This window comes from Solibacillus daqui (assembly GCF_028747805.1).
GTDB lineage: Bacteria > Bacillota > Bacilli > Bacillales_A > Planococcaceae > Solibacillus > Solibacillus daqui.
Genome location: NZ_CP114887.1, coordinates 3,701,401 through 3,725,331 on the forward strand (window position 1 = coordinate 3,701,401; position 23,931 = coordinate 3,725,331).

The 23,931-nt window shown below is 37.8% G+C and carries 17 protein-coding genes and 1 riboswitch; of the genes, 2 read left to right on the forward strand and 15 right to left on the reverse strand.

All coding sequences use genetic code 11. The features are described from left to right. Nucleotides 1–295: 295 nt before the first annotated feature. From O7776_RS18095 to O7776_RS18130, 8 genes are all read right to left on the reverse strand, one after another. The gene (locus O7776_RS18095; protein WP_274308315.1) at nt 296–808 is read right to left on the reverse strand and encodes a GNAT family N-acetyltransferase; all 513 of its coding nucleotides are present in this window, start codon (nt 806–808) and stop codon (nt 296–298) included. Between the two features lie 188 nt (nt 809–996). Then, entirely contained in the window at nt 997–4,428 is a 3,432-nt protein-coding gene (metH, locus tag O7776_RS18100) for a methionine synthase (RefSeq protein ID WP_274308316.1), read from the reverse strand. Then, a complete protein-coding gene (locus O7776_RS18105) occupies nt 4,421–6,265 on the reverse strand; it encodes a bifunctional homocysteine S-methyltransferase/methylenetetrahydrofolate reductase (RefSeq protein WP_274308317.1) in 1,845 nt (614 codons plus the stop codon). Before O7776_RS18105 ends, metH begins: the two co-directional genes overlap by 8 nt. 105 nt (nt 6,266–6,370) lie before the next feature. After that, nucleotides 6,371–6,469, reverse strand: a riboswitch (SAM riboswitch). Nucleotides 6,470–6,621: 152 nt separating this feature from the next. Next, nucleotides 6,622–8,007 (reverse strand): protoporphyrinogen oxidase, encoded by a 1,386-nt coding sequence (gene hemG, locus O7776_RS18110; protein WP_274308318.1) that lies wholly within the window; start codon nt 8,005–8,007, stop codon nt 6,622–6,624. 148 nt (nt 8,008–8,155) lie between these two features. Then, nucleotides 8,156–9,451, reverse strand: coding sequence for a globin-coupled sensor protein (locus O7776_RS18115; RefSeq protein WP_274308319.1), 1,296 nt, complete (start codon nt 9,449–9,451; stop codon nt 8,156–8,158). Nucleotides 9,452–9,894: 443 nt separating this feature from the next. After that, the gene (locus tag O7776_RS18120; RefSeq protein WP_274308320.1) at nt 9,895–10,380 is read right to left on the reverse strand and encodes a chemotaxis protein; all 486 of its coding nucleotides are present in this window, start codon (nt 10,378–10,380) and stop codon (nt 9,895–9,897) included. A 131-nt stretch (nt 10,381–10,511) separates the two neighbouring features. Then, on the reverse strand, nt 10,512–11,330 hold the full coding sequence (locus tag O7776_RS18125; RefSeq protein ID WP_274308321.1) for a tetratricopeptide repeat protein: 819 nt from the start codon (nt 11,328–11,330) through the stop codon (nt 10,512–10,514). A 4-nt stretch (nt 11,331–11,334) separates the two neighbouring features. After that, nucleotides 11,335–12,222, reverse strand: coding sequence for a LysR family transcriptional regulator (locus tag O7776_RS18130; protein WP_274308322.1), 888 nt, complete (start codon nt 12,220–12,222; stop codon nt 11,335–11,337). A 195-nt stretch (nt 12,223–12,417) separates the two neighbouring features. Between O7776_RS18130 and O7776_RS18135 the strand changes: the two genes are divergently transcribed. Continuing rightward, nucleotides 12,418–13,164, forward strand: a complete 747-nt coding sequence (locus tag O7776_RS18135) for an alpha/beta hydrolase (RefSeq protein WP_274308323.1) — start codon at nt 12,418–12,420, stop codon at nt 13,162–13,164. Between the two features lie 147 nt (nt 13,165–13,311). On the opposite strand, the gene O7776_RS18140 is transcribed toward O7776_RS18135, so the two are convergent. From O7776_RS18140 to O7776_RS18165, 6 genes are all read right to left on the reverse strand, one after another. Then, on the reverse strand, nt 13,312–14,073 hold the full coding sequence (locus tag O7776_RS18140; RefSeq protein ID WP_274308324.1) for an SDR family NAD(P)-dependent oxidoreductase: 762 nt from the start codon (nt 14,071–14,073) through the stop codon (nt 13,312–13,314). A gap of 48 nt (nt 14,074–14,121) precedes the next feature. Continuing rightward, nucleotides 14,122–15,399 (reverse strand): MFS transporter, encoded by a 1,278-nt coding sequence (locus tag O7776_RS18145; RefSeq protein ID WP_274308325.1) that lies wholly within the window; start codon nt 15,397–15,399, stop codon nt 14,122–14,124. Between the two features lie 117 nt (nt 15,400–15,516). Beyond that, the gene (locus O7776_RS18150) at nt 15,517–16,935 is read right to left on the reverse strand and encodes an NAD-dependent succinate-semialdehyde dehydrogenase (RefSeq protein WP_274308326.1); all 1,419 of its coding nucleotides are present in this window, start codon (nt 16,933–16,935) and stop codon (nt 15,517–15,519) included. Nucleotides 16,936–17,037: 102 nt separating this feature from the next. Next, entirely contained in the window at nt 17,038–18,678 is a 1,641-nt protein-coding gene (locus O7776_RS18155) for a flavin-containing monooxygenase (protein ID WP_274308327.1), read from the reverse strand. 41 nt (nt 18,679–18,719) lie between these two features. After that, on the reverse strand, nt 18,720–19,646 hold the full coding sequence (locus O7776_RS18160) for an alpha/beta hydrolase (RefSeq protein WP_274308328.1): 927 nt from the start codon (nt 19,644–19,646) through the stop codon (nt 18,720–18,722). A 35-nt stretch (nt 19,647–19,681) separates the two neighbouring features. Beyond that, nucleotides 19,682–20,884: an iron-containing alcohol dehydrogenase gene (locus O7776_RS18165; protein WP_274308329.1), complete on the reverse strand. Its 1,203-nt coding sequence runs from the start codon at nt 20,882–20,884 to the stop codon at nt 19,682–19,684. Nucleotides 20,885–21,172: 288 nt separating this feature from the next. On the opposite strand from O7776_RS18165, the gene O7776_RS18170 reads away from it, so the two are divergent. After that, nucleotides 21,173–21,856: a response regulator transcription factor gene (locus O7776_RS18170; RefSeq protein WP_274308330.1), complete on the forward strand. Its 684-nt coding sequence runs from the start codon at nt 21,173–21,175 to the stop codon at nt 21,854–21,856. A 516-nt stretch (nt 21,857–22,372) separates the two neighbouring features. Here the strand turns inward: O7776_RS18170 and O7776_RS18175 are convergent. Continuing rightward, complete coding sequence (locus O7776_RS18175; RefSeq protein WP_274308331.1) at nt 22,373–23,746, reverse strand: S-layer homology domain-containing protein; 1,374 nt, start codon at nt 23,744–23,746, stop codon at nt 22,373–22,375. Nucleotides 23,747–23,931: the final 185 nt, after the last annotated feature.

Sequence of the window (23,931 nt, forward strand, 5' to 3'; positions counted from 1 at the left end):
TTTGCAACACGAATAGCCATCGACCCATAAAAAATTAGGGGCGATGGCTATTCAGAAAATACTGTTATGTAAATTTTTCGTCCAAGGATGGATGTTATATAGAATAAATTTAGGTATACACGAAAATGCCACAAACGCTTATTTAACAGCATTTTGTGGCATATTGTATGAGAGATTGTTAATTAATGTAATTCCACTAAATGCACATAATCACAACGATTTAATCGCTTAATTCAAGCATTCTTCCACAAATTGTGATTCGAAAGAGAAGCCGTAATAGTTAGTTATAATTACTTTAATTTTCTTGAGGGTTTTCTGGTCCCTGTAAATCAAGCTGATAAAATACTAAGTCTAACCAACGATTAAATTTATAGCCCGCATTGCGGATTGTTCCACTATACGTAAAGCCCAGTTTTTCATGAATGACAATACTTGCTTCATTTTCTTTGTCAATCCCTGCAACCATCGTTTTTACTTCATGCTTCGTTGCGTAATCTATTAGTGCATGCATTAATTTTGTCGCGATGCCTTTTTTGTAATGACCTTTGTGTACATATACGGAATGTTCCACTGTATAATGATACGCTGGATACGCTCGAAAGCTACCATACGTCGCATAACCCGCTACTTCACCATCAATATCAAACACCATAAGCGGTTCTCCGTTTTGTTGCTTTTGCTCAAACCACTGCATTCGTTGCTCAAGCGTTTGTTCTTTATACATATAAATTGCCGTTGAATGTAAAATATTATCATTAAAAATTTCTAAAATTGTTGGTATATCCTCTTTTGTCGCTTGTCGAATCATTGGTAAACCCCCTTAAATTTAGAAAAACCGTCCTATTCAAATTAGGACGGCTCGTTAATCAATTAAGCCCCGGTGTAATTGCGTCTGGATTCAGCTTTTCGCACAAGCAAAAAACTTCTTACCGAATTCATGACATCCACGGGGGCTTAACTTCTTTTAGCAGGCAGTTGAACACTCGCTGAAAGAAATTATACGTTAAAGTAACGCGCATCTGGATGTGCAAACACAATCGCCGATACGCTTGCTTCTGGTTCCATCATAAAGCCTTCAGTTAATTGTACACCAATTTGCTCTGGTTTAAGGACAGCAAATAATTTTTCTTGGTCTTCTAAATTTGGACATGCTGGGTAGCCGAAACTAAAGCGTTGCCCTTGATATTTCGCTGCAAAACGGTCGCGCATAGTGAAGTCCGTTGCATCTGGGAAACCCCACTGGTCGCGGATTTCCTGATGAATTCGTTCCGCAAACCCTTCTGCAAGCTCCAACGCTGTCGCTTGCAAAGCATGACTTTCTAAAAATCGACCTGCTTTTTTTAGTTCATTCGCTTTACTACTTACACCTTTCCCCGCTGTAACAACCATTAGCGCAACATAATCCATTTCTCCGCTAGCCACTGGTTTTAAATAATCAGCTAAGCATAAAAATGGGGCTGTTTGCTGACGCGGGAATGTGAAACGCTGAATTTCTGTTTTCGCATCCTCTGGGCTATAGATAACTACATCATCCCCATCTGATTGCGCTGGGTAAAACTGATACATGCCCGAAGCCTTTAATGCACCACTATTTAAATACCCTTGCACTAAATCATTTAACAAGATTGCGCGGTCATCTTGTTCCGCTATTAGCTGCTCTAAATTCCCTTTTAAACCTAAATGATGCCCAATTAATGTACGCAAATTCACATAAGGCTGCAAGTGTGCGACTGAATAATCACGTTTAATATGTGGCACTAAATCTTTCGGTGTAAATACTGGCGCATCTACTACCGTACGAACTGGCTTTTCAGCAACCGCTACTGCTGGACGTGTCGCGCGTTTCGCATCCGCCTCTAATCGCTGTTCACGAGCTGTTATTAATTCTGAAATTAACTCTTGTCGCTCATTTTCGTTCATTAAACGATTGGCCTGCTCTAGCCCCTGCATAGCATCTTTTGAATAAATCACCGGTCCATCATATTGCTCAGCAATTTTGGTTTCAGTAAAACGACGTGATAATGCAGCGCCACCTACTAATATCGGAACATCAATCCCTGCTTCTTTAAAATCTTGTGCGGTAATCACCATTTGCTGTGCCGATTTCACAAGTAAGCCTGATAACCCAACAAAGTCTGGCTTTTCTTTACGAATTGCCTCAATCAATTGAGCTGGTGTCACTTTTATTCCTAAGTCTACAACACGGTAACCATTGTTACTTAAGATAATATCAACTAAGTTTTTGCCGATGTCATGCACATCACCTTTTACCGTTGCTAATACCATTGTCCCTTTACTCGCGCTCGTGTCACCTTTTTCCATAAACTGTTCTAGATGGGCTACAGCTGCTTTCATAACACCTGCACTTTGGAGTACTTCCGCAACGATTAATTGGTTGGCATTAAACAAACGTCCAACTTCGGCCATTCCTGCCATTAGTGGTCCATTAATAATATCAAGAGGTGTATCAAATGTTTGACGTGCAGCATCTAAATCTTCAATCAGCCCTTCTTTTGTACCTTCTAAAATGTAGTATGCGAGACGTTCTTCAACCGTTGTCGGTAATTCTTTCACGACCGCGTCTTTCTTTTTATCACGATAAAAGTCGGTAAATACTGCTAATGTTTCATCGTTTGTATTGAAAATTAAATCGTTTGCTAATTTAATTTCCTCTTCTGGAATGGATGCATAACGCTCTAATTTTTCTGTATTAACTATCGCATAATCTAAGCCTGCTTGTGTACAGTGATACAAATACACCGCATTTAACACTTCACGGCCAACTGGTGGTAAACCGAATGATACATTACTTACACCAAGGACCGTTAAACAGCCCGGTAAGTTTTCTTTAATGAGACGAATGCCTTCGATTGTTTCTTCCGCAGCACCGATATACTGCTCATCCCCTGTACCAACCGGGAACATCAGTGGATCGAAAATAATATCCTCTGGTGACATGCCCCATTTTTCCATTAACAATTTATAAGAACGCTGTGCGACTTCAAGTTTTTTCTCGCGTGTAACCGCCATCCCAATTTCATCGATTGTTCCAACAACAAGCGCTGCGCCATATTTTTTTACAAGCGGCATAACCGCATCAAAGCGTTCTTCACCGTCTTCTAAGTTAATGGAGTTAATAATTGCTTTCCCCTGTGAAAACTTCAGTGCCTCTTCCATTACCTTCTCGTCCGTTGAGTCAATTACGAGCGGTACTTTTACTTTTTTCACAACTTCATGCATGAAGTTTTTCATATCCTCTACTTCATCGCGGTCTGGGTTGGCTAAACAAATATCAATAACATGCGCACCATTTTTCACTTGTGCACGGGCAATTTCAGCCGCTTCTTCAAATTTACCATCAATAATTAAGTTTTTAAATTTGCGTGAACCAATTACGTTTGTGCGTTCGCCGATAAATAATGGACGCATCGATTCATCGTATTGCAGTGGCTCAATGCCTGAAACGACATGACCATGTGTCGACTCTTGTGGCTTACGTGGTGCATAATTCGCTACCGCCTCTCGAATTGCGGCAATATGTGCCGGTGTTGTCCCACAGCAGCCCCCTACAATATTTAACCAGCCTTTTTCCGCAAAGCCTTGTAGCTTTTTCGATAAAGAATCTGGTGTTTCGTGGTAGCAGCCTTCTTCATCTGGAAGTCCAGCATTCGGATAACAGCTAATATAGCCATTTGAAAGCTCGGCTAATGAACGAATATGATCCGTCATAAATTCTGGACCTGTCGCACAGTTTAAGCCCACTGATAGCGGCTTAATATGTTCAATTGAAATATAAAATGCTTCAATAGATTGACCGGCCAATGTTGTTCCCATCGGCTCAATTGTTCCCGAAATCATAACCGGAAGCTCTTTCCCTAATTCGGTAAACGCACGATGAATAGCAATTGTTCCAGCCTTTACGTTTAACATATCTTGTGATGTTTCAAGTAGTAATAAATCTGAACCTGCTTCAATTAGTGTTTTTGCTTGTACATAGAAGTTTTCTTCCAGTTCATCAAATGTAATACCGCCTGTTACTGATAGCGTTTTTGTTGTTGGTCCGATTGCACCTGCAACAAAACGCGGCCATTCCGGTGTCGAAAATTCACGCGCTGCCTCTAATGCAAGTTCCACGGCGCGTGTATTAATTTCAACGGCTTTGTGTCCTAAATCATATTCGTTTAGTACAAGCGGTGTACCACCAAATGTATTCGTACAAATAATATCTGCCCCAGCTTCTAAATAAGCAAGGTGTACCTTTTTCAATACATCTGGACGTGTGATGACTAAGTTTTCGTTACAGCCATCTAATTCCTCGCCACCGAAATCTTCATATGTTAAGTTTTCAGCCTGTAGCATCGTCCCCATGGCACCATCGATGATTATTATTCTATTTTGTAATTGCTCATGAATTGGATGTTTAGACATGTGATTTTTCTCCTTTATGTTTCGCGTCATACTGTTTTACATGCTCCATTAACTCCAACGTCATATCATAACGTAAAAACGGAGTAATTAAATAAATCCCATTGAAATACTGACACGCTGTTTCAAGTAGCTCTTTTGCAATTGCTAGGCCCTCTTTTGTTGCTGATTCTTTATCGTTACCACATGCCGCCATACGTGCTAATACTTCGTCAGACAGCTTAATACCCGGTACTTCATGATGTAAAAATTCGGCACTTCGGGATGATGTCAGGGGCATAATCCCAATATAAATCGGCGTTTCTAAATGCTTTGTTGCCTCATAGATTTCGATAATTTTTTCTTTTGTATAGACCGGCTGCGAAATGAAATAATCTGCACCATGCTCAATTTTTTTCTCTAAGCGCTGAACTGCACGGTCTAACACACGAACATTTGGATTAAATGCCGCTGCTACAGAAAAATTCGCTTGTTTTCGTAAAGATTTCCCGGTAAATGATCCACCTTCATTTAGTTGCTTAATCAGTGAAATGAGCTCCATTGACGACACATCGTACACACTTGTTGCCCCTGGGAAATCCCCTACCTTTGTTGGGTCACCTGTTACAACTAAAATGTCATGTAACTCTAACGCATCGAGTCCCATTAAATGTGACTGGAGACCAATTAAGTTACGGTCACGACATGTTAAATGTGGTAATGAACGGACACCGTGTTCCTTTAAAATCGCTGCCATCGCAATATTACTAATTCGTGGTGATGCGAGCGAATTATCGGCCATCATTACAACATCTGCGCCTGCCTCCGATAGCTTTTTTGCACCTTCAACAAAGCCTTCGATTTCTAAATGACGTGGCGTGTCTAACTCTACAATTACTGAACGCTCTCGCTTTGCTTTTTCATGTAGTGGTTCATGCTTGCGAGGCTCTGCTACACGGACAAATTCTGTACGCCCCTTTGTTTCGGCCTTTTCTTCAATCGGACTTAAATTCGCTAAACGTTTTTTCGCAGCCGCAATATGCTTTGGTGTTGTTCCACAGCAACCGCCAATTAAACGCACACCTTGATTCACTAATTCTTCAGCGGCACGCGCAAAATAATCCGTTTCCGATTCATAGACAACACGCCCATCTTCTACATCTAAAAGTGAAGCATTCGGATAAGCGGATAAATAAGCATTCTTTGGTAGGCTTACTTGCTCAAATGCTTGAATTGTATGGAATGGACCAAGACGACAGTTGCTTCCAACAATATCTGCACCTAATCTTTCTAAATCATGTAGCGCCTCATTGAATGACATACCATTCTGCAATACGCCCGCTTCTTGCATTGTTACTTGCGCAATAATCGGAAGGTCTGTTAGCTCGCGCAATGCATGTACACAAAGCGATAATTCTTCAAAGTCATAATACGTTTCTAGTAAAAAGCCATCTGGTTCACCAGCTAATAGCACCTCAGCCTGTTCTTTAAATGTTGTTAAAATTTCTTCCAAGGTAGCATCGCTTTTACGAATCCCTCGAATTCCACCAATTGTTGCAAGCACATACTGTCCTCCTGGTGCTGCCGCGCGCTTGGCAATTGCTAGTGCAGCTTCATTAAATTCTTTAACACGCCCATCATAGCCGTAACGTGCTAGTTTAATAGCATTGGCACCATACGTATTTGTTTGAATAATGTCTGCGCCAGCCGCGATATATTCACTATGAATTTTTTCAATAATTTCAGGACGTGCAATATTCATTTCCTCATGACAATAATCTAATCCATATGAATATAATAATGTGCCAATCGCACCGTCTGCTGTTAGCACCTTTATTTTTAAATCTTCAAGTAAACCCATTGCTTTCACTCCATTATTCACAGTATTTTCAGTATTTTAGTGATACAAAAAAGCCTTCTTTTTTAAATAAAAAAGAAGGCTTCAATCATGACGAACTTAGTTCCCTTCTCATCTTCTGGCATTTGCCATCTGGATTTAGCACCTGACTTTTGTTGGTTGCTGAAGCTTCATCGGGCCAGTTCCCTCTACTTCTCTTGATAAGAATTTTATGAATTTTTCAGATAATTAAGTGAATCATACCGTTATCACACACGAACGTCAACCCTTTATGCAAATAAAGTATAACTTCCTACATTGCAAACGTTTTCTTTGTAAAGAATCGGGTTTATAATCACTTTTTAATAGGCTGTGATTATTTATACAATCTGCGCACTAATTTGTTCGGCTGTTTTTTTACCGTTTTGGATACATGCGCCAATGCCCACACCAAAATACGAGCATCCTGCTAGTAACACATTTGGATAACGAAGCGCTAATTCTTTTACAACAACACTGAGTGCTTCGTTATGCGCTAAATCATAACGTGGCATTTTGTCGATCCATTTTGTCACATTCACAACTGTCGGCTCGGCTTCAATACCAAGACTTAGCTTAATGTCCTCTAGCGCAACTTGTGTCAGCTCTTCATCTGTCATCACCGCTAATTCTTCGTAGCGCGGGTTAATGTTCTTATAAAAGAGACGAACAAGTAAATTTCCTTGTGCCGATGTGTGCTTCCATTTACGACTTGTCCATGTTGAAGCATTACATATTAAATCGGAATGATGCGAAACGATAAAACCGGTGCCATCTGCCGGGAGTACGCTATCTGCAACATCAAAGCCTACATACATCGTTAGTGCAGAAGCATTCGTGAATTTTTCAAGTTGTTGGTTAATCACAGCGTCTTGTAAAACCGCTCGAACCGTTTCATTTGGCGTTGCTAGAACAACGAAATCAGCTACAATTGTTTCGTTAGCTAGCACTACATCATATTGTTCACCGCGCTTATGGATTGCTTGAATTGCTGTGTTTTTCTTGAATTCTACTTCTGTCAGTGTTTGCTCTAAACGATCAATTATTGCCGATAAGCCTGATTTAAAAGAAATAAATTTTTTATTTGCAGCTTTGTCAAATTGCTCTTTATTTGCTTCAAAGCCTTTAATAATCGAACCATATTTGTTTTTGTAATCGACTAAGTATGGCAATGTTGAATTCAAGCTAAGTTGATATAAGTCTCCCGAATAAACACCAGCTAATACAGGGGCAATTTGATTGTGCACTATTTCTTCACCTAAAAAGTACTCTAAAAATTCACCTATTGAGCTTTCTTTTGTGAAATTGGTATTCGGCAACTGTAAATCCTCAAGCGACCGTTGCTTTCCTTCTTCTGAAATGAGCGTACTTGCCATTAATGACTCCACACTCATGGGAATGCCAAATGTCGAACCGGCAGGAATCGCGTGTAGCTCGTTATTCGTATGAATGTATGAAATTCCGGTTTCGTTGTACACAAGTTCATGTTCAAAATCAAGTTCTTGAACAAGTTCTAATACTCCAGGGTGACGTGCCACAATAGAATCAGCCCCCGTTTCCATAATGAAGCCACCTTTGTGCTCCGAATGTATTTTCCCACCTAAATACGGATTTTTTTCAACTAATACTAAACGCGCTCTTACATTATTTTCAGCAAGCTGTTTTTTCAAATAATGCAACGTCGTTAAGCCTGTGATTCCGCCACCTACCACTACTACTGTTTTCATATTCATTCTCTCCTATTAATTCGCGCTCTTGTTCTTATTTAAGTATAAGCTCTTTTAGTGAAAAATTGGACTGACGGATATTACAAATTTGTATATAAATCAATAAAAAAAACGCATATTAAAGAGTTGCTTTAACATGCGCTAATTTTTACTTTTCTAATGATTGCGAGACATTTGCTAACGCATCCGCTGCGTAAGTTACTTCATCAAAGGCACTACCTAGTTCTAAAATAACATCACCAATTTTTTTTACTTCATGTTCTACTAAATTATTTTGCGTTTTTGTCGCATCCATTGATTCCACAATTGCATTAAATTGTATTTCTGTATTGTGCATACTTTCTTCACCAACAATTACCGCTAACTTAATTTCTTCCAGAGATTTTTGAAGCTTAGTTGTACGAATATTTGTATTTTGTAATAATGCTTCTACATTAATTGCCGATTCTTTTGTTTGCTCTGAAAGCTTACGCACCTCTCCAGATACTACACCAAAGCCTTTACCCGCTTCTCCAGCACGCGCCGCTTCAATCGCCGCATTTAATGCAAGTAAATTAGTTTGGTTTGCTATATTTGTAACGATGCCCATTGTGGATTCCATTTCTTTTGAAATTTCCGTTAGCTTGTCCATTTCCTCCGAAATCATCGCCACTGAATGTTGAATCGCATTCATACTTACCGCTTGCTGTTGGATTTGAACTTTCCCTTGATGCGCTTGCTCCGTTGTCTTTTCTGAATAATCGATGGCTTTTTTCACATAATCAACCATCACTTCTGATTGTTCAGTCAACAGTTGGAAAGAAGCATTTGTTTGTTCTGAAATAGCTGCCAAGTTAGCTGATGACCCTATGATAGCATTGCTAACTTGACGTTTCTCTTGCTCTAATTTTTCCTTAATCGCTTCAATAACATACTCAAATTCCTCAAGAACAACTTGTTGCTCAAAGTTTAACATTTTTGAAATAGCTGTAATCGTATGATAGGATTGGCTCTCCTGCTTGATATTCAGCTGTACTAAACGAATAAAATCAGTGAGTATACTTTGGAACGCACCGATATACCATTTCGTTTTTAGACCAATATGAACATGCACTCGTGCAATTTTTTTTCGCTTTTCCAAATATTCCGAGTCGATGACACCACTAAACATTTCACATATATGACGCTGTAACGTTACTTTCAAGCGGTCAACTGAGCTATGGTCATTAATAATATCTACCAAACTCTGTTCCATTCCTAAATTTGTGTAAAACGTATCCACAATTTGATCGATATTTTCATCTACATGCGGTTTAAATACTTTTAAATATTTTAAATCCTCTTCAGTTAAATTTAACATTTGTAGTTGCTTTTTTACATCTGTATTCCCTTTAACTTCTAACTTTACAGTTACTTTCTTCAAATCCACTGCTTGTACTTCGTGATTTTTTTTATAAAAAAACATCCGTGACCTCGCCTTTTCCTTTTTGTAACAAAGGGTTATTTGAACACTAATTAAAACAATATTTAACACCTTTACGCTTTCATCTAGAATGCTTTTATGTCATTAACTAAACCCTATAAAATTTTTCTCTATACAATCACTCTATTATAATTAAGCGTTAGAATCTTTAAAATACTAACTCTTCTTTTATCTAGTAATCTATGCTTTCGCACTAGATTTTTAACATAAGACTAGTTATTTCTGATTATTATAATGAAAGTATTTCACGGAATTCTTTCAAAATTTTAAACCGAAAGCCTCACAGAATTAAGTTCATATTTGGGTTTCATCACCCACTAATAGAAGGATATATGCTAATGCATGTTAAAATATGTATAATTTAATTTAAAAAAAAGTAAAAAGCCCATCACAAAACCATGTGACAAGCCTCTCATCAAACTATTCTATTGAAGAATTTTTGCTAATGTAATCATTTCTGCCTCGATAGCAGCAGAACGTTTTTCAAAATAGTGAATACGTTCTTCACTCCGATTATTTAAATGTTGTTCTGGATCTAACATATTAATTGCATCACTTACAAATAATTTTAACGTACGGATACCTGATTCAATCTTGCGGACCTCTTTCCCATAAACGATTGCCGTATTATCTGTCGTATTACCCTTTTTTATCTGAAAAATATTTGTATTAATTAATTCATCAATTTTATTGTAACGATTCATTTGTCTATCATTCATAATTTGAATTTTTTGGTTGTACTTAATAACATCTTTACTTTCTAATCCTACTTGTCCATATCCTTTTAAGTATTCAACAATCGTACATAATGTTGTTAAATTTTCTCGTTGCTCCGCTAACACTTGATTTAGACTTCGAATAGTACCCTCATCTTGACTAGAAATGGCTTGTTGAATTGAAAACATAAACATAAAAATCCCCCTCCCAGACTACTTTCTTCCACTTATATAGTACCTAGATTTTTTCCATATTAAACCTAAAATTCATCACTTTTATTCTGTTTAGCGGAAACGGTCTCATTTATGACTATATTGATATAATTTCACTTTCTTTCACGTTGAAGCTGCGTTAATTTTTGCTGCCATTTGTGAAGTTGTTCATCATTTGTACGTTCGAAAAAATCGACTAATTTTTTTGTCGCCTCTAAGTCCCCAGCAAAACTGGCCTGTTTATAATAATGAATTGCTTTTGTAGCCATGCCCCATTCAAGCTCATATATATAACCTAGGTTGAATAACGCATCGATATGAAGCTGATTGGCTGCTTGTTCAAAATATTGAATCGCTCGTGGTAAAATTGGTTGCTGCCCAAGCTCGCCTTCGAAATAGATCATCCCCATCCGGTACAAACCTTCTACATCACCACCATTAGCCGATAACCCATAATAATGAATCGCCATTTGTTCATCTACCTCTGTCCCTATGCCTTGCTCATACATCATCCCCAGTGTAAACATCGCCTCTACAACACCGTGTTCGGCTGCCTTTACAAACCACTGTAAAGCGATTTGTTCATTGATCACTGTTCCTTCACCGTTCAAATACATATCAGCTAAATTGTTCATCGCATCTGGATGCCCTAGCTGTGCTGCCCTTTCATACATCGCAAATGCATGTTCTTCATCTTCCATTTCAAAATAAACATTACCTAGCTCATACATCGCCTCAACATGACCAAGTGCCACAGCTTTTTGTAACCATAAGCTTGCATGTTCAAAATGTTGGTGCGCTTTGTATAATAACGCAATAGCAACAACGGATTGTAAGGCACCTTCTTTTGACAGTTCATAGTGCTCCAACCAATACTCTTTATCTAAATTCTGTTGGGAAAGCCACTCATTAAACTGCTGCTCTGTTTGCATAACATCACCCATCTCTATGCTTAAAATAATCTACTAAATATTGCTTGAACTCCGTAGCTGCTGGTGGTAAATAACGATTTTTTGCCCATGAAACACCTACAGAACGATAACAAGGTGGATCTAATTTTAGTCGTTTCACTTTGTAATGATCTAGACCCTTAATATTGGGAATAAGTGAAATGCCCATACCCGCGCCAACAAAGCCAGCTACAGTATGCATTTCCTCTGCCGCAAAAGCGGTTTTCAATTCGATCCCTGCATCTAAAAATAATTCATCGACTAATTGACGCAGTGAGTTTCCTTTTTTAATGGCGATGAATGTTTCATTTTGAACATCTTCTATTTTCACTTCTGTACGCTTTGATAATGGATGTGTCGTTGGGACAATCACAAACAGCTCTTCAACGAATAGTTCCTCTGTTTCAATATCAATAACTTTTGATTCTATTTTTTGTGAAAGGCATAAATCAATTGCCCCTTCCTCCAAACGCTTCAATAAATTAAGAGAGGTTGCTTGCGTTAAAGAAAATTGCATGTTCGGAAATTGCTTTGTCGTTGCTGCAATGAGTTCTGGCACAATTTCCATGCCTAATGTATGAATAAAACCAAATGATACTTCACCTGATCCTGGCTTTATAATATCTTCAAATTCCTCACGAATACGTTCATATTCCCCCAAAATAATTTCTACACTTTGTAAAAAAAGCTCACCAAAACGATTTAAATAAATTGAGCGACCTTCACGATTAAATAACGGTACACCTAGCTGTTGTTCGATGCTCGCAATAGACTTACTTAACGCCGGTTGGGAAATTGCTAAAACTTCAGCAGCCCGCGTCATATGTTGCATTGTAGCAACGGTTTTGAAATATTGAAGCTGTTCCATCTCCATTTTTTATACCTCACATCATTAATAACTTTTTCGAATCAATATAATAAGAATAATAAATTGTACTTATGGTTTATTAGCTATATAATAATCGTTAGCAAATAGTTTTCATATCAAAATTTATTTTATTTATCAATAGTTTTTTTAATAAATTCACAAAATAGACATAATTCACTTCACGAAGGAGCCGAAAAGACAATGAAACTCATCGCGCCGAAACCTTTTACAATTGAAGCAGGAAATCGGGCTGTTCTTTTATTACATGGTTTTACCGGTAATACAAATGATGTAAAACGTTTAGGAAAATATTTAGCTGATCGTAACTATACGGTGCATGCCCCTTTATATAAAGGTCATGGTGCTGGTCCTGATCTATTAATTCAATCAAATCCAATTGAATGGTGGAATAGTGTTATCGAAGGCTACGATGAGTTAAAAAATCGTGGCTACGATGAAATTGCTGTAGCCGGTGTTTCTCTTGGTGGTATTTTCTCATTAAAACTCGGTGAAGAACGTCCAACACAAGCAATTGTTACGATGTCTGCTCCTGCTACGGCAAAATCTACAGATAGCTTACAAAATCGCATCGTCGATTATGCAATTAACTATAAAAAATTAGCTGGTACGTACGACGAAGCTATCGATAGCCGTACAAAAATTGCTGAGTTAATGGAAATGCCTTCGTTAAATTATTTACAAAGCATGATTAACGAAACAAGCGAAAAATTAAATGTCATTCAAACACCTGTTCACATTTTACGTGGACTTGAAGATGATGAATATTACTGCGAAAGTGCTGACTTAATTTATAGTTCAGTTAAATCTCGCATCAAGTCTGTCAAAACTTTCATTAACTCTGGTCATATTTTAACATTAGGTAAAGAGCGTGAATTAGTTTTTGAAGAAATTTATCGTTTCTTTGAAGGCTTAAAGTGGAAAAATTAAGGTAATACTAACGTTGTGTCCCCTTGCAAAAATCCCCGTTTTTGCAATGATATAAAACGAGCGGTAAATGGATCCCCGTCCACTTACCGCTCATTTTTTATTCTCCTGACATTGCTAACACTAAAATCTTCGCTAATTGTGCACGTGTTAAGCTAGATTCCCTCCATCAATAAGATAATGACTACCTGTAATAAAAGCAGCTTTATCCGAGGCTAAAAATAATACTAATTCCGCAATTTCATGTGATTGCGCATATCGATTCATAGGTACTTTCGATAATGCTCTTTCTCTCATTTGATTCGCATACTCTGGTCCTCTACCTTGCTCAATGGATTGCATCATTCGAGTTTCGACATACCCAGGGCAAATTGCGTTTACTCGAATACCCATTCCCGCTGATTCTAAGGCAGCTGTTTTAGTCAAACCAAGCACAGCATGTTTAGAAGCCGAGTAAGGAGCTAAACCTAGAGAACCTTTTAACCCCGTAATAGATGAAGTATTAATGATACTTCCAAATTTTTGCTCCATCATAGTAGCCATCACATGCTTTAAACCAAAGAAGACACCTTTAATATTAACGTTTAAAACCTTATCTAAATTCTCCTCTGTCGTTTCTACTATAGAAGCAATCTTTCCTTCTATTCCCGCATTATTAAAGAATACATCAATTTTTCCGTACTTCTCCTTCGTTTGCAAAACGAAATTCTGAACTTGTTCTTCACTTGTCACATCAGCAGTTTGTAGCAAATAATCCTTTAGGTCTAATTCATTGACAAGCGATTCTAATGCTTGGGCATCCATATCGACTAATGACAATTTCGCTCCTTGTTCGGCAAATAAACGAGCCGTTTCTTTACCAATTCCGCCTGCCGCCCCTGTGATTAATACAACTTTTCCTTCAAAATCCATTGTTCTTTCCCCCTTACTGACTTCTTCTTTTATTAAATCCATACTATTTTAAGAACTTGACGTTGCTTTTTCTATATTAACCAATTCGGCCTTTTGCTTTTTTCCTTCTGGATATACAAAGCTCATAAATAATATTGCAACGATTACCATAATCGCAGAAATCATTATAAACGAATATTTAAATCCTTGAATCGAATTTTCCACTCCAACGCTTTGAATAATAAACCCAACGGCCATTGCGCATAAAGCTGCTGCAACATTCGAAAAAGCAACAATCACTCCAGAAAGTGTTGATGTACGTTCAGGAAGCTGACTACCAATAATGATATGAGATGTTGAAAGTATTAGGAAACTAAATCCATAGGCCAATGTAATTCCTAAGATAGCCCATACAACTGAGTTCGTAAAATAGAGTGATCCAAATACTAAACCGGCAATAAGCATACCCATTCCTGTTACCTTCACACGTCCCTCACGTAAGCTTTGTGTTTTTTTAAATACACGATCAGAAATTGTGGCCATCGAAAGCGATACAAGCATAGAAGTTAATCCGACTGTCAATGTGGCATATGCCATTTCCATTTGCGATATTTTTGTCACTTCTAAAAAGTATAAAGGCATCCAAATCTGCATCCAACTCGATAGACAAAAGAATCCAAAAGTCATAAATAACGTAAATATACTAGTTCGTGAGCGCAAAACTGAGAATAATTCCGACCAAGGAACTTCCCTTTTGGGAGCAGAATCATTCTTCACTTCCAATTCTTCAAGTTCTGGCGTTTTATTTGGAATTACGACAATCCAAACAACTAACAGAACCAAACTAAATAACCCCATGATTGCAAACGAGTGTCTCCAACCTACTAGTTGAAGTAAAAGTACAACTAGCGGCGCAACCGCATAAGCCCCAACTGTTGAACCTAGAGTGAATATAGTCGTTACTCGCGCCCGCATAGCCGGGGGGAAGTAAGAAAATAACTGTCTCAAGGACGCTGGAGCATAACCACCTTCAGCAAACCCAAGGAATATACGGTACAAAAGAAGTGTTGCAAAACCACCTATTACATAGCCACCAAACTGAAGAAGTGACCAAGCTAAAAGCATAAATGCAATAATCTTTTTTGGTGAAATTTTATCAGTAATAAATCCAATAAAAACTGCTGCTACAGGGAATATCCAGAAAAAACTACTACCAATAAGTCCCCATTGTGCATAACTCAAATTCAATTCTTCCATTAATGGACCTACAGCAAGTCCTACAACACTCTTGTCTGCAAAGTTAATTAAAAAACCCAAAAATAGAATGGTTAAAACAACCCAACGCATAAATATTCCCCCCTTAATTATGAATATTGCTATTTCTTCTTTTAAATATTGAAGGTTCAAAGAAGGAAGGATTAAACGACATCCTTCCTTACTAGATGAACCAACTGCTGCAAGAAGTTAAATTTGTACCGAAATCATTTTTATGTCTAAATAATCATCCATTCCATATTTTCCACCTTCACGACCCATACCGCTCTCTTTCACACCACCAAATGGTACTTGTACCGCAAATGGAATGGCGTCATTCACTCCGACCATGCCGTATTCCAATTGTTCAGAAACACGGTACTTGCGTGAAAGATCTTTTGTATAGAAATAAGAGGCAAGTCCATATTCAATAGCATTTGCTCTTTCGATCACTTCTTCTTCACTCTTGAACTTTATTAATGGAATAACAGGTCCAAATGTTTCTTCTCTCGTAATTAACATGTCATCCGTAACATTTGCTAATACAGTTGGAGGATAGAAATGACCATTCGCGTAGTCATCTCCTGTCAATCTCTTCCCACCATTCAAGACACAAGCTCCTAAACGAACAGCATCATCCACCTGCTCTTGTACTTTGTCGATTGCCTCTCCATAAATTAATGGACCCATTCCATTTTGTTCATCCAGTCCATTTCCTACTTTGATTGCCTGAACCTTTTCTTTCAGCTTCTCGGCAAATTCTTCATATATATCTTCTTGTACATAAATTCGGTTTGGACAAATACATTGTTGTCCATTAGAGCCAAATTTACTTACTATTAAGCCGTTCACAGCTAAATCGATATCAGCATCATCAAAAACGATAAATGGTGCATGCCCACCTAATTCCATTGACACTCGTTTTACAGTTTTTGCAGATTGTTCGATAAGAATTTTTCCAACTTCTGTTGAACCGGTAAAGGAAACTTTTTTTACGACGCTACTGTTCATAATCGTGTTAACAATAGGGCCTGATTGTCCAATAACGAGATTCGCTACACCTTTAGGTAATCCGATCTCATCAATAATTTTAAACAATGCAACAGAAGATAACGGAGCTTCCCTTGAAGGTCTTAAAATCACTGTACACCCTGTTGCTAAAGCAGGTCCTAATTTTCTAGCCGCCATAGATAGTGGGAAATTCCAAGGAGTAATAGCTGCCACTACACCAATAGGTTGACGAATCGCTTGAATACGCTTATTAGGAATTGATGGAGGAATAACATCTCCGTAAATTCTGCGTGCTTCTTCGGCATACCATTGGAAGAAGGCAATCGTTGAACCTACTTCTTGTCGCGCATGATGAATTGTTTTCCCCATTTCCTTCGTAATAATTTGAGCCATCTCTTCCTTTTTTTCGCCTAATTTCACTGCAATTTTCGTTAAATATGAACCTCGCTGTTCTGCTGGTAGCGCTGACCATTCCGGAAATGCATCCTTTGCAGCTTGAATAGCAGCATTTGTCTCTTCTTCGCCAACAAAGTAAACTGTATCCACTGTTTCGCCTGTAGCCGGATTATTTACTTCAAATACTTTATCTGTTTTTAACCATTCTCCATTGATATACATATTCAACGCTCCTTTTACGGTTTTATATCTAGCGGAAAATCCAATCGAAGTATCGTTGGATTTTCCGGAATAATAAAATTATTAGGTCTTACGTACAGTCTTTTAGGAAATAGTCTCTTTAGAGCGTGTAGGTGTTAATGTAAAACCTTCATAACCTTTAGCTGTAACTTCATCACAGATTTTGCGGTAATTCCCAACACCACCAGTATAAATAGGGAATCCACGTGGCTTGTCTTCAATGTTTGCACCCGTATACCAAGATTCAACCTTTGTAAGAAGGCTAGATTGAGCGATTTCTAAACAGTTTTTACTCCATGCTTCTTCCGCTTCTACATTGGCCTCAATTGTTTCCAATTTGTTTTCACGTAGGTATTCGATGCAATCACCAATCCACTCAACATGCTGCTCAATTGATACAGGCACATTTGATAATACTGAAGGACTTTCTGGACCTGTGATCATAAACATGTTCGGGAAACCAGCGTTGGCAATACCAAGGTAAGTTCTCGTTTGTGTGCCATCCGCCCATTTATCTTTAAGTGACACACCGTCTTTTCCACGAATATCAATTTTAAATAATGGTCCTGTCATTGCGTCATAGCCTGTTGCGAAAACAATAACATCCAACTCATATTCACCTTCTGAAGTTTTAATTCCTTTAGGTGTAATTTCAACAATTGGCGTCGCCTTTACATCTACTAAAGTAACGTTATCACGGTTAAATGTCTCATAATAATTCGTGTCGATAACAGGTCGTTTTGCAGAGTAGAAATAGCTTGGTTTTAATTTTTTTGCTACCCCAGGGTCTTTAACAACGCTATCGATTTTAGCGCGAATAAATTCACTAGCTGTTTCATTCGCTTCTTCGTTTACCATTAGGTCGCTATACGTTTGACTAAACCCTAAACCGCCTCTCTCCCAAATCTTTTGGTATTGTTGCTCGCGCTCTTCGGGTGTATCATCTAATGCTGATCGATTATTAACCGTCGTATGAAGATAACCCATCGAAGACCAACGAATTCGTTGTTTAATCTCTTCATAATTTTCTTTTGTTTTACGAATAAATTCTTCTTCATATACATAGTTTCTCGCAGGGGTACTATACGCTGGCGTTCTTTGGAAAACATTCAGATGACCTGCTTCTTCAGCAATAACTGGAATCGATTGAACGCCGCTTGAACCCGTACCAATCAAACCAACACGTTTATTACTGAAATCAACTTTCTCATGTGGCCAGCGACCTGTGTGGTATGCCTCCCCTTCAAAGCTATTTAATCCTTTAAAGTTAGGAATATTTGATGCAGATAGGCAGCCTACTCCAGTGATAAAATATGTGGCAGTAATATTCGTATCATCATCTAATTTAACATCCCATTTTTTACTAATTCCGTTATAATGAGCAGATGTAACGCGTGTATTGAACTGAATATCACGGCGTAGATCTAGCTTATCTGCTGCGAAATTAAGGTATCTTAAAATTTCTTCTTGTGCTGGGAATCGAGTAGTCCATGTCCATTCCTGTAGAAGTTCATCAGAAAACGTATAGTTATAAATGATACTTTCCGAGTCACAGCGTGCGCCAGGATAACGGTTCGCGTACCATACGCCTCCAACACCTGCTGCCGCTTCGAAAGCACGGACAGAAAATCCAGCTTCACGTAAGCGATATAGCATATACATTCCTGAGAAACCTGCTCCGATAACAACTGCATCTAAATTAATGATTTGTTCTTTTTTTGTCATTTTTATTCCTCCCTAGTTTCATAATTTCATTTATCGTAATTTTATATATTCGTAAAGGACTCTTGTAAATAGCGGGATACTTGCTCAATCGCATGCTTACCTTTTTCCATAATTCCCGCCATCCAGAAAAATCCGTGAATCATTCCTTCGTAGCAAGTAAATTCCACCTGAATTCCCGCTTCCTGCAATCGATTCGCATAAGCCAATCCTTCATCACATAGTGGATCATACCCAGCTGTAATGACTAATGCTGATGGAAGATTGCTAAGATCCTCCGTTAGTAGCGGCGCCACATAAGGGTTCAACTTGTCTTCTTCTGTGTTGATATAATGTCGCGCAAACCATTCCATACTATCTTGCGTAAGGAAATACCCTTCTCCATTTTCCTTGTACGATTTTGTGCTGAAAGAGAGATCCGTTACTGGATAGATCAAAATTTGGGACACGAAATTTGGTCCTTGCTCATCTCTTGCCTTCAATGCAACACATGTTGCTAAGTTTCCACCCGCACTGTCCCCACCTATAGAAATTTTCGTCGAATCGCCTTGCCATTCACCTGCATTTTTAGCTACCCATAATGCCGCTTCATAACAATCTTCAAGAGGAACAGGGAACTTATATTCAGGAGCTCTGCGATAATCAACCGACACGACTATACACTCCGCTTGATTTGCAATGCTACGACACGGTATATCGACTGTATCAAGATCCCCTAAAACCCATCCGCCTCCATGAAGATAAATAAAAATCGGAAAATCTCCTTCACCTTCAGGGGTATAAATCCTTACCTTGATTTTTCCATCTTTCACAGGAACCGAGTGCTCTTCTACTTTCGCTACTGACTCTGCTAGTCCCGCCAGTTTTTGTAGTGCTGCACCATTATTACGGTTTTCTTCAGGTGTCATAGAAGAAGTTGGTTTTTTACCCTCCATCATTTGTAGAAAATTCTTTGCTTGAGTATCTAACATGATTGAATTTATACCTCCTTCGAATATGTTTAGGTTCACTTTACTTGTATAAATCCCGCAACTTCTTTCGTCACTTTCATAATAATATCCGCTGGAATGAGGAATTTACCTGATGCCGAATCACTTTGCACTTCCTCCACGATGTAATCAAGAATAGTAGAATCGAGATTAAATTCAGAAAATGTATCTGATAAACCTACTTGTTGACGCAAATAACGGATGAATTGAATTACCTTTGTCAAACATTCTTGTGGATCAGATGACGATGTTTCAATTCCCAACGTCTCAGCAAAATGCTTGATTTTTGGTAAATATAATTCAGGCAAACCCGCCATCACATTTGGTAGCAGTACCGCGTTTGCTAGGCCATGTGGAATTCTAAACTTGGCACCGAATACATGTGCCATATTATGCACTGGCACGCCATTATTGCCGAAACCAAATGCCGTTATTGCCATTGCACTCGCCATTAACATATTGCCTCTAGCTTCTACGTTAGAGCCCTCCTTAACAACTATTGGTAAATTGTCTGCAATCAATTTGGCAGAATACAACGCATACGAATCAGTAAATGGTGTAGCTGTTGATGAAAAGTAACCTTCTATTGCATGTGTTAAGGCATCCATCCCTGTAAATGCTGTAATTTTCGGAGGGAGTCCTACTGTTAATTCAGGATCCAAAATTGCTATGTCTGCATTCAGATAAGGAGTCCTTACCACTACTTTTACACCTAGTTTTTCATTATAAATAACAGCCATTGGCGACACTTCTGCACCCGTTCCTGCTGTCGTAGGGATTGCTACATGTGGAATATCCATTGGTTGAGCTTCTGGAGGAAATTCTCTAATACTCGTATGAAACACTTCCTCTGTATTTTCATAGCCTTTATGCAACATCCACTTAATGCCTTTTACTGCATCTAGCACACTTCCACCGCCCAATGCAATTAGCGCATCCGCTTGAAGTTCTTTGGCAACCCGAACGGCTTTAGTAATATTTTCAGCTTTGGCATCTTGTTCAATTTCATCAAAGACACCAACAAGTTCTACCTTTTCCTGTGAATTTTTAAATAAATCGATAACTTGGGCAGCAACTCCTGCTTGAACAATTCCTTTATCCGTAATTAAAATTGCTCGCTTTCCGCCTAACCCCGTAATCATTTGTGGTAATAAACTTCTCGCTCCAGCTCCACTAGTTATAGCTGTTCTTAAATGAAATTCTGCAAAAGAATTACTCATTGTCTGCACCTGCTTTCTATAATTAAGAGTCATTACATTAACAATGACCTTTGTTCATACAATTAATATTTCGTGTGTAATCGCTTACAAGTACTATAATAGTTTTAATTTTCGCATTAAAAAATCCCCTAAAATTAAGGGGATTTTCTGTAGAAAGGTCAATTTTTCTCTTCAATAAACTATAAGTTTGTTATTTCGCAGGGTTTCTTTCAGTTTTTCGCAAATTTGAAATCTCGTAATTTTTTGATATAATCTGAATATAGAATCCTGTTTTAAAGGGGGAAATTTATGCTTGAAACAGCTATAAAAAAACAAATCCAATCAATTTCATCCGTTTCTTCTCATTATGAAAAACAAATACTTGCCGTCCGCGGTTTTATGGATATTTTTAACTTTTCACGTGTAAGTCTCTATTTCTATTCGACATTAAGCAAAGTCGGTGAAGGGATATTATGTATCGATCAACAGGGGGTATCATCCTTACAAGAGTGGAGAGATGATGTTCGAAACATGCCTCCTATCTATTCAGCGATAAAGGAAAGAACGCCTAAGCATATCGATTCCCAATCAATTCACCAAATACCGGTAAAATTCACCAATGGCGTGACAACTGAACTTATAGTAGTTCCCATTAGCTATAGCTCCCACGTAGTTGGCTATGCCTGCATGGGAAGTACGGATTCTTTTATAGTTAAGGATAACCTTCTGGAATCTCTTGCTATGTATGGACAACATTTAGGGCAAATATTTGGAGAAGATGACTATCCTGGCTACTCCAAAAAAATTAGTAAACGGGAAATTGACGTATTGCAAAGAATGTCTTGGGGTGAAAGTACGAAAATAATGGCTGTATCTCTTGGTATTAGCGAATTTACTGTTCAGGATTACGTACAATCCGCCATTCGAAAACTCGAGGTGTTAAATCGAGTGCAAGGTGTAGCCGAAGCTTTGCGTAGAGGTATTATCCAATAACAATTCCTAGTATCATAGCCAACTGACAATACCTCACACCTACTTAATGTAGTCATTTAAGGTAACTGTCTGGGCATAATTTATGAAAGCTACTTACTTCCAAATTTCTGGGTTTTACGAACCGTAAACACTATTTGCACAGTGCTTATGTTTCAAAAGATTTTTCTTTATTAAATAACAGACTAATATTAGCAACAAAAACTGGACTAACCTAATTTAATATGACTATATGAAACACCTCTAAAATCGGAATATATAAAAGTATATATACCTAATTATTTTGGAGGTGTTTTTTTATGACAGGAGTCAGATATCAAGCAGATGTAAAATGCATTTAAAGACAGAGGAATCCTTGCTTGTAAAGCATCATTCATTGGCCAATGAAGAGACGAGAAGACATATTATTATGAAGAGAGAATACAAAAAAAGGCTACTCAGCGCCCGTAGAATACGGTCACCAAGCAGCCTAAAGGGTATTTAATATGTGTCTCAACGACTAGGTCAGTCTGTTTTTAATTATTCTCCTGACATTGCTAACACTAAAATCTTCGCTAATTGTGCACGTGTTAAGTTATCTTTTGGTGAGAACGTTGTTGCACTCGTCCCATCTACTACACCAATATCATATAAAAATGTAATCGCTACTTGCGTTTCACGATCAAAATTGACAATATCCTTAAACGGCGCAATTGATTCTGGAATGTACTCTTCACCTACAAAACTATTCGATAAGCGCATTAACATTAATGCTAGTTGTGCTCGTGTAATTTGCCCTTTTGGATTAAAGTAGCCACCGTTTTCACGAATTAAACCCGCCTCATAAGCCGCTGCAATTTCATTTTGAGTATCTTGTGAATACTGACTGATATCTTTAAATGGTGCTGCATTCGTAGCTTCTAATTCAAATGCTCGTACAATGACAGATACTGCTTGCGCACGTGTCACATTAACATTTGGCTTAAATGTACCATCTTCATTGCCCTTCATAATACCATAAGAATAAGCTACATCAATATAGTCTTTACCCCAATGGTTTTTAATATCTGTAAACGGTGCTTCTTCGATCACGATTTCCGTAAATCCATCTTCTAAATCCCCTAAAATAACTGCAAAATAGTCCTCAATCATTAATGCTGCGACTGCATCATAGCCCGCTTCATTTAGATGAGTATTGTTTTGATTCGGTAAAAATGCACTTGCGTTTTCTGCAATTAACGATGACACATCTGAAAAAATACCTTCATTTTCTTCTACAATTGTTTTAATCGAATTGTTAATTGTTGTAACTAGTGTATTTAACTGCCCTTGTACTGTTGAATCTTGTAAATATGGAAACGGGTTATACAAGCCCATCACAATAATATCTACTTCTGGATTCAATGCATAAATACTATCGAAAATTTTCTTATAGTTTGTTGAAACTTGTTGGATAGTTTGAAGCACACCTGCAGCATCATATGAAAAACCGCCTGCTTCAGTACGTGTTACATTTTTTAATATGTCATTTGCGCCAACACTTAATGTGATCAAATGAGCTTCTTTGATTGCCTGTTGTATCGTTGCTGTTTTTGTTGATTGACCATCTAAGTTATAGATTGGCTTTGTTACATTGTTTTCAATATCATTTAGTACATTTACCGTTGTATATCCCGGAAAAGCAAAACCTTTATTATAATTGATTGGTTCTTCCCCAATGCTAAAGCTCTGCGCGATATAATCTGCATAACCAAGGCCAATTTCGCCTTTTTCATTCATACCTGCTGCAAGGGAATCCCCCAAAGCCAAATAATTTAGTACCTCACTCGAATCTTCAGCAGATGCTGATAAAGATACAGGTAGTACAAGTTGTAATACTAAAATTAATGCTGCAAATATACTAAACTTCTTCATTCATAACCCCCAAGTAAAAATGACTTGTTCATATTATAAAATAAGTAATTACAAAAAACAAAATATTATTAAAATTAGAAATTATTGGATTAATAAATATGATTTATAGATGATAAAAATTAATTCGTATCTAAGACATAATATACAAAATACCGCTCCTTAAATAAGGATAATAGATAAGATAG

Coding starts and splice junctions, on each gene's coding strand:
- O7776_RS18115 (WP_274308319.1), bottom strand. CDS start 9,451: ATGTTTTTTTATAAAAAAAATCACGAAGTACAAGCAGTGGATTTGAAG.
- O7776_RS18105 (WP_274308317.1), bottom strand. CDS start 6,265: ATGGGTTTACTTGAAGATTTAAAAATAAAGGTGCTAACAGCAGACGGT.
- O7776_RS18125 (WP_274308321.1), bottom strand. CDS start 11,330: ATGCAAACAGAGCAGCAGTTTAATGAGTGGCTTTCCCAACAGAATTTA.
- O7776_RS18165 (WP_274308329.1), bottom strand. CDS start 20,884: ATGAGTAATTCTTTTGCAGAATTTCATTTAAGAACAGCTATAACTAGT.
- O7776_RS18095 (WP_274308315.1), bottom strand. CDS start 808: ATGATTCGACAAGCGACAAAAGAGGATATACCAACAATTTTAGAAATT.
- O7776_RS18170 (WP_274308330.1), top strand. CDS start 21,173: ATGCTTGAAACAGCTATAAAAAAACAAATCCAATCAATTTCATCCGTT.
- O7776_RS18130 (WP_274308322.1), bottom strand. CDS start 12,222: ATGGAGATGGAACAGCTTCAATATTTCAAAACCGTTGCTACAATGCAA.
- metH (WP_274308316.1), bottom strand. CDS start 4,428: ATGTCTAAACATCCAATTCATGAGCAATTACAAAATAGAATAATAATC.
- O7776_RS18160 (WP_274308328.1), bottom strand. CDS start 19,646: ATGTTAGATACTCAAGCAAAGAATTTTCTACAAATGATGGAGGGTAAA.
- O7776_RS18155 (WP_274308327.1), bottom strand. CDS start 18,678: ATGACAAAAAAAGAACAAATCATTAATTTAGATGCAGTTGTTATCGGA.
- O7776_RS18150 (WP_274308326.1), bottom strand. CDS start 16,935: ATGTATATCAATGGAGAATGGTTAAAAACAGATAAAGTATTTGAAGTA.
- O7776_RS18175 (WP_274308331.1), bottom strand. CDS start 23,746: ATGAAGAAGTTTAGTATATTTGCAGCATTAATTTTAGTATTACAACTT.
- hemG (WP_274308318.1), bottom strand. CDS start 8,007: ATGAAAACAGTAGTAGTGGTAGGTGGCGGAATCACAGGCTTAACGACG.
- O7776_RS18145 (WP_274308325.1), bottom strand. CDS start 15,399: ATGCGTTGGGTTGTTTTAACCATTCTATTTTTGGGTTTTTTAATTAAC.
- O7776_RS18140 (WP_274308324.1), bottom strand. CDS start 14,073: ATGGATTTTGAAGGAAAAGTTGTATTAATCACAGGGGCGGCAGGCGGA.
- O7776_RS18120 (WP_274308320.1), bottom strand. CDS start 10,380: ATGTTTATGTTTTCAATTCAACAAGCCATTTCTAGTCAAGATGAGGGT.
- O7776_RS18135 (WP_274308323.1), top strand. CDS start 12,418: ATGAAACTCATCGCGCCGAAACCTTTTACAATTGAAGCAGGAAATCGG.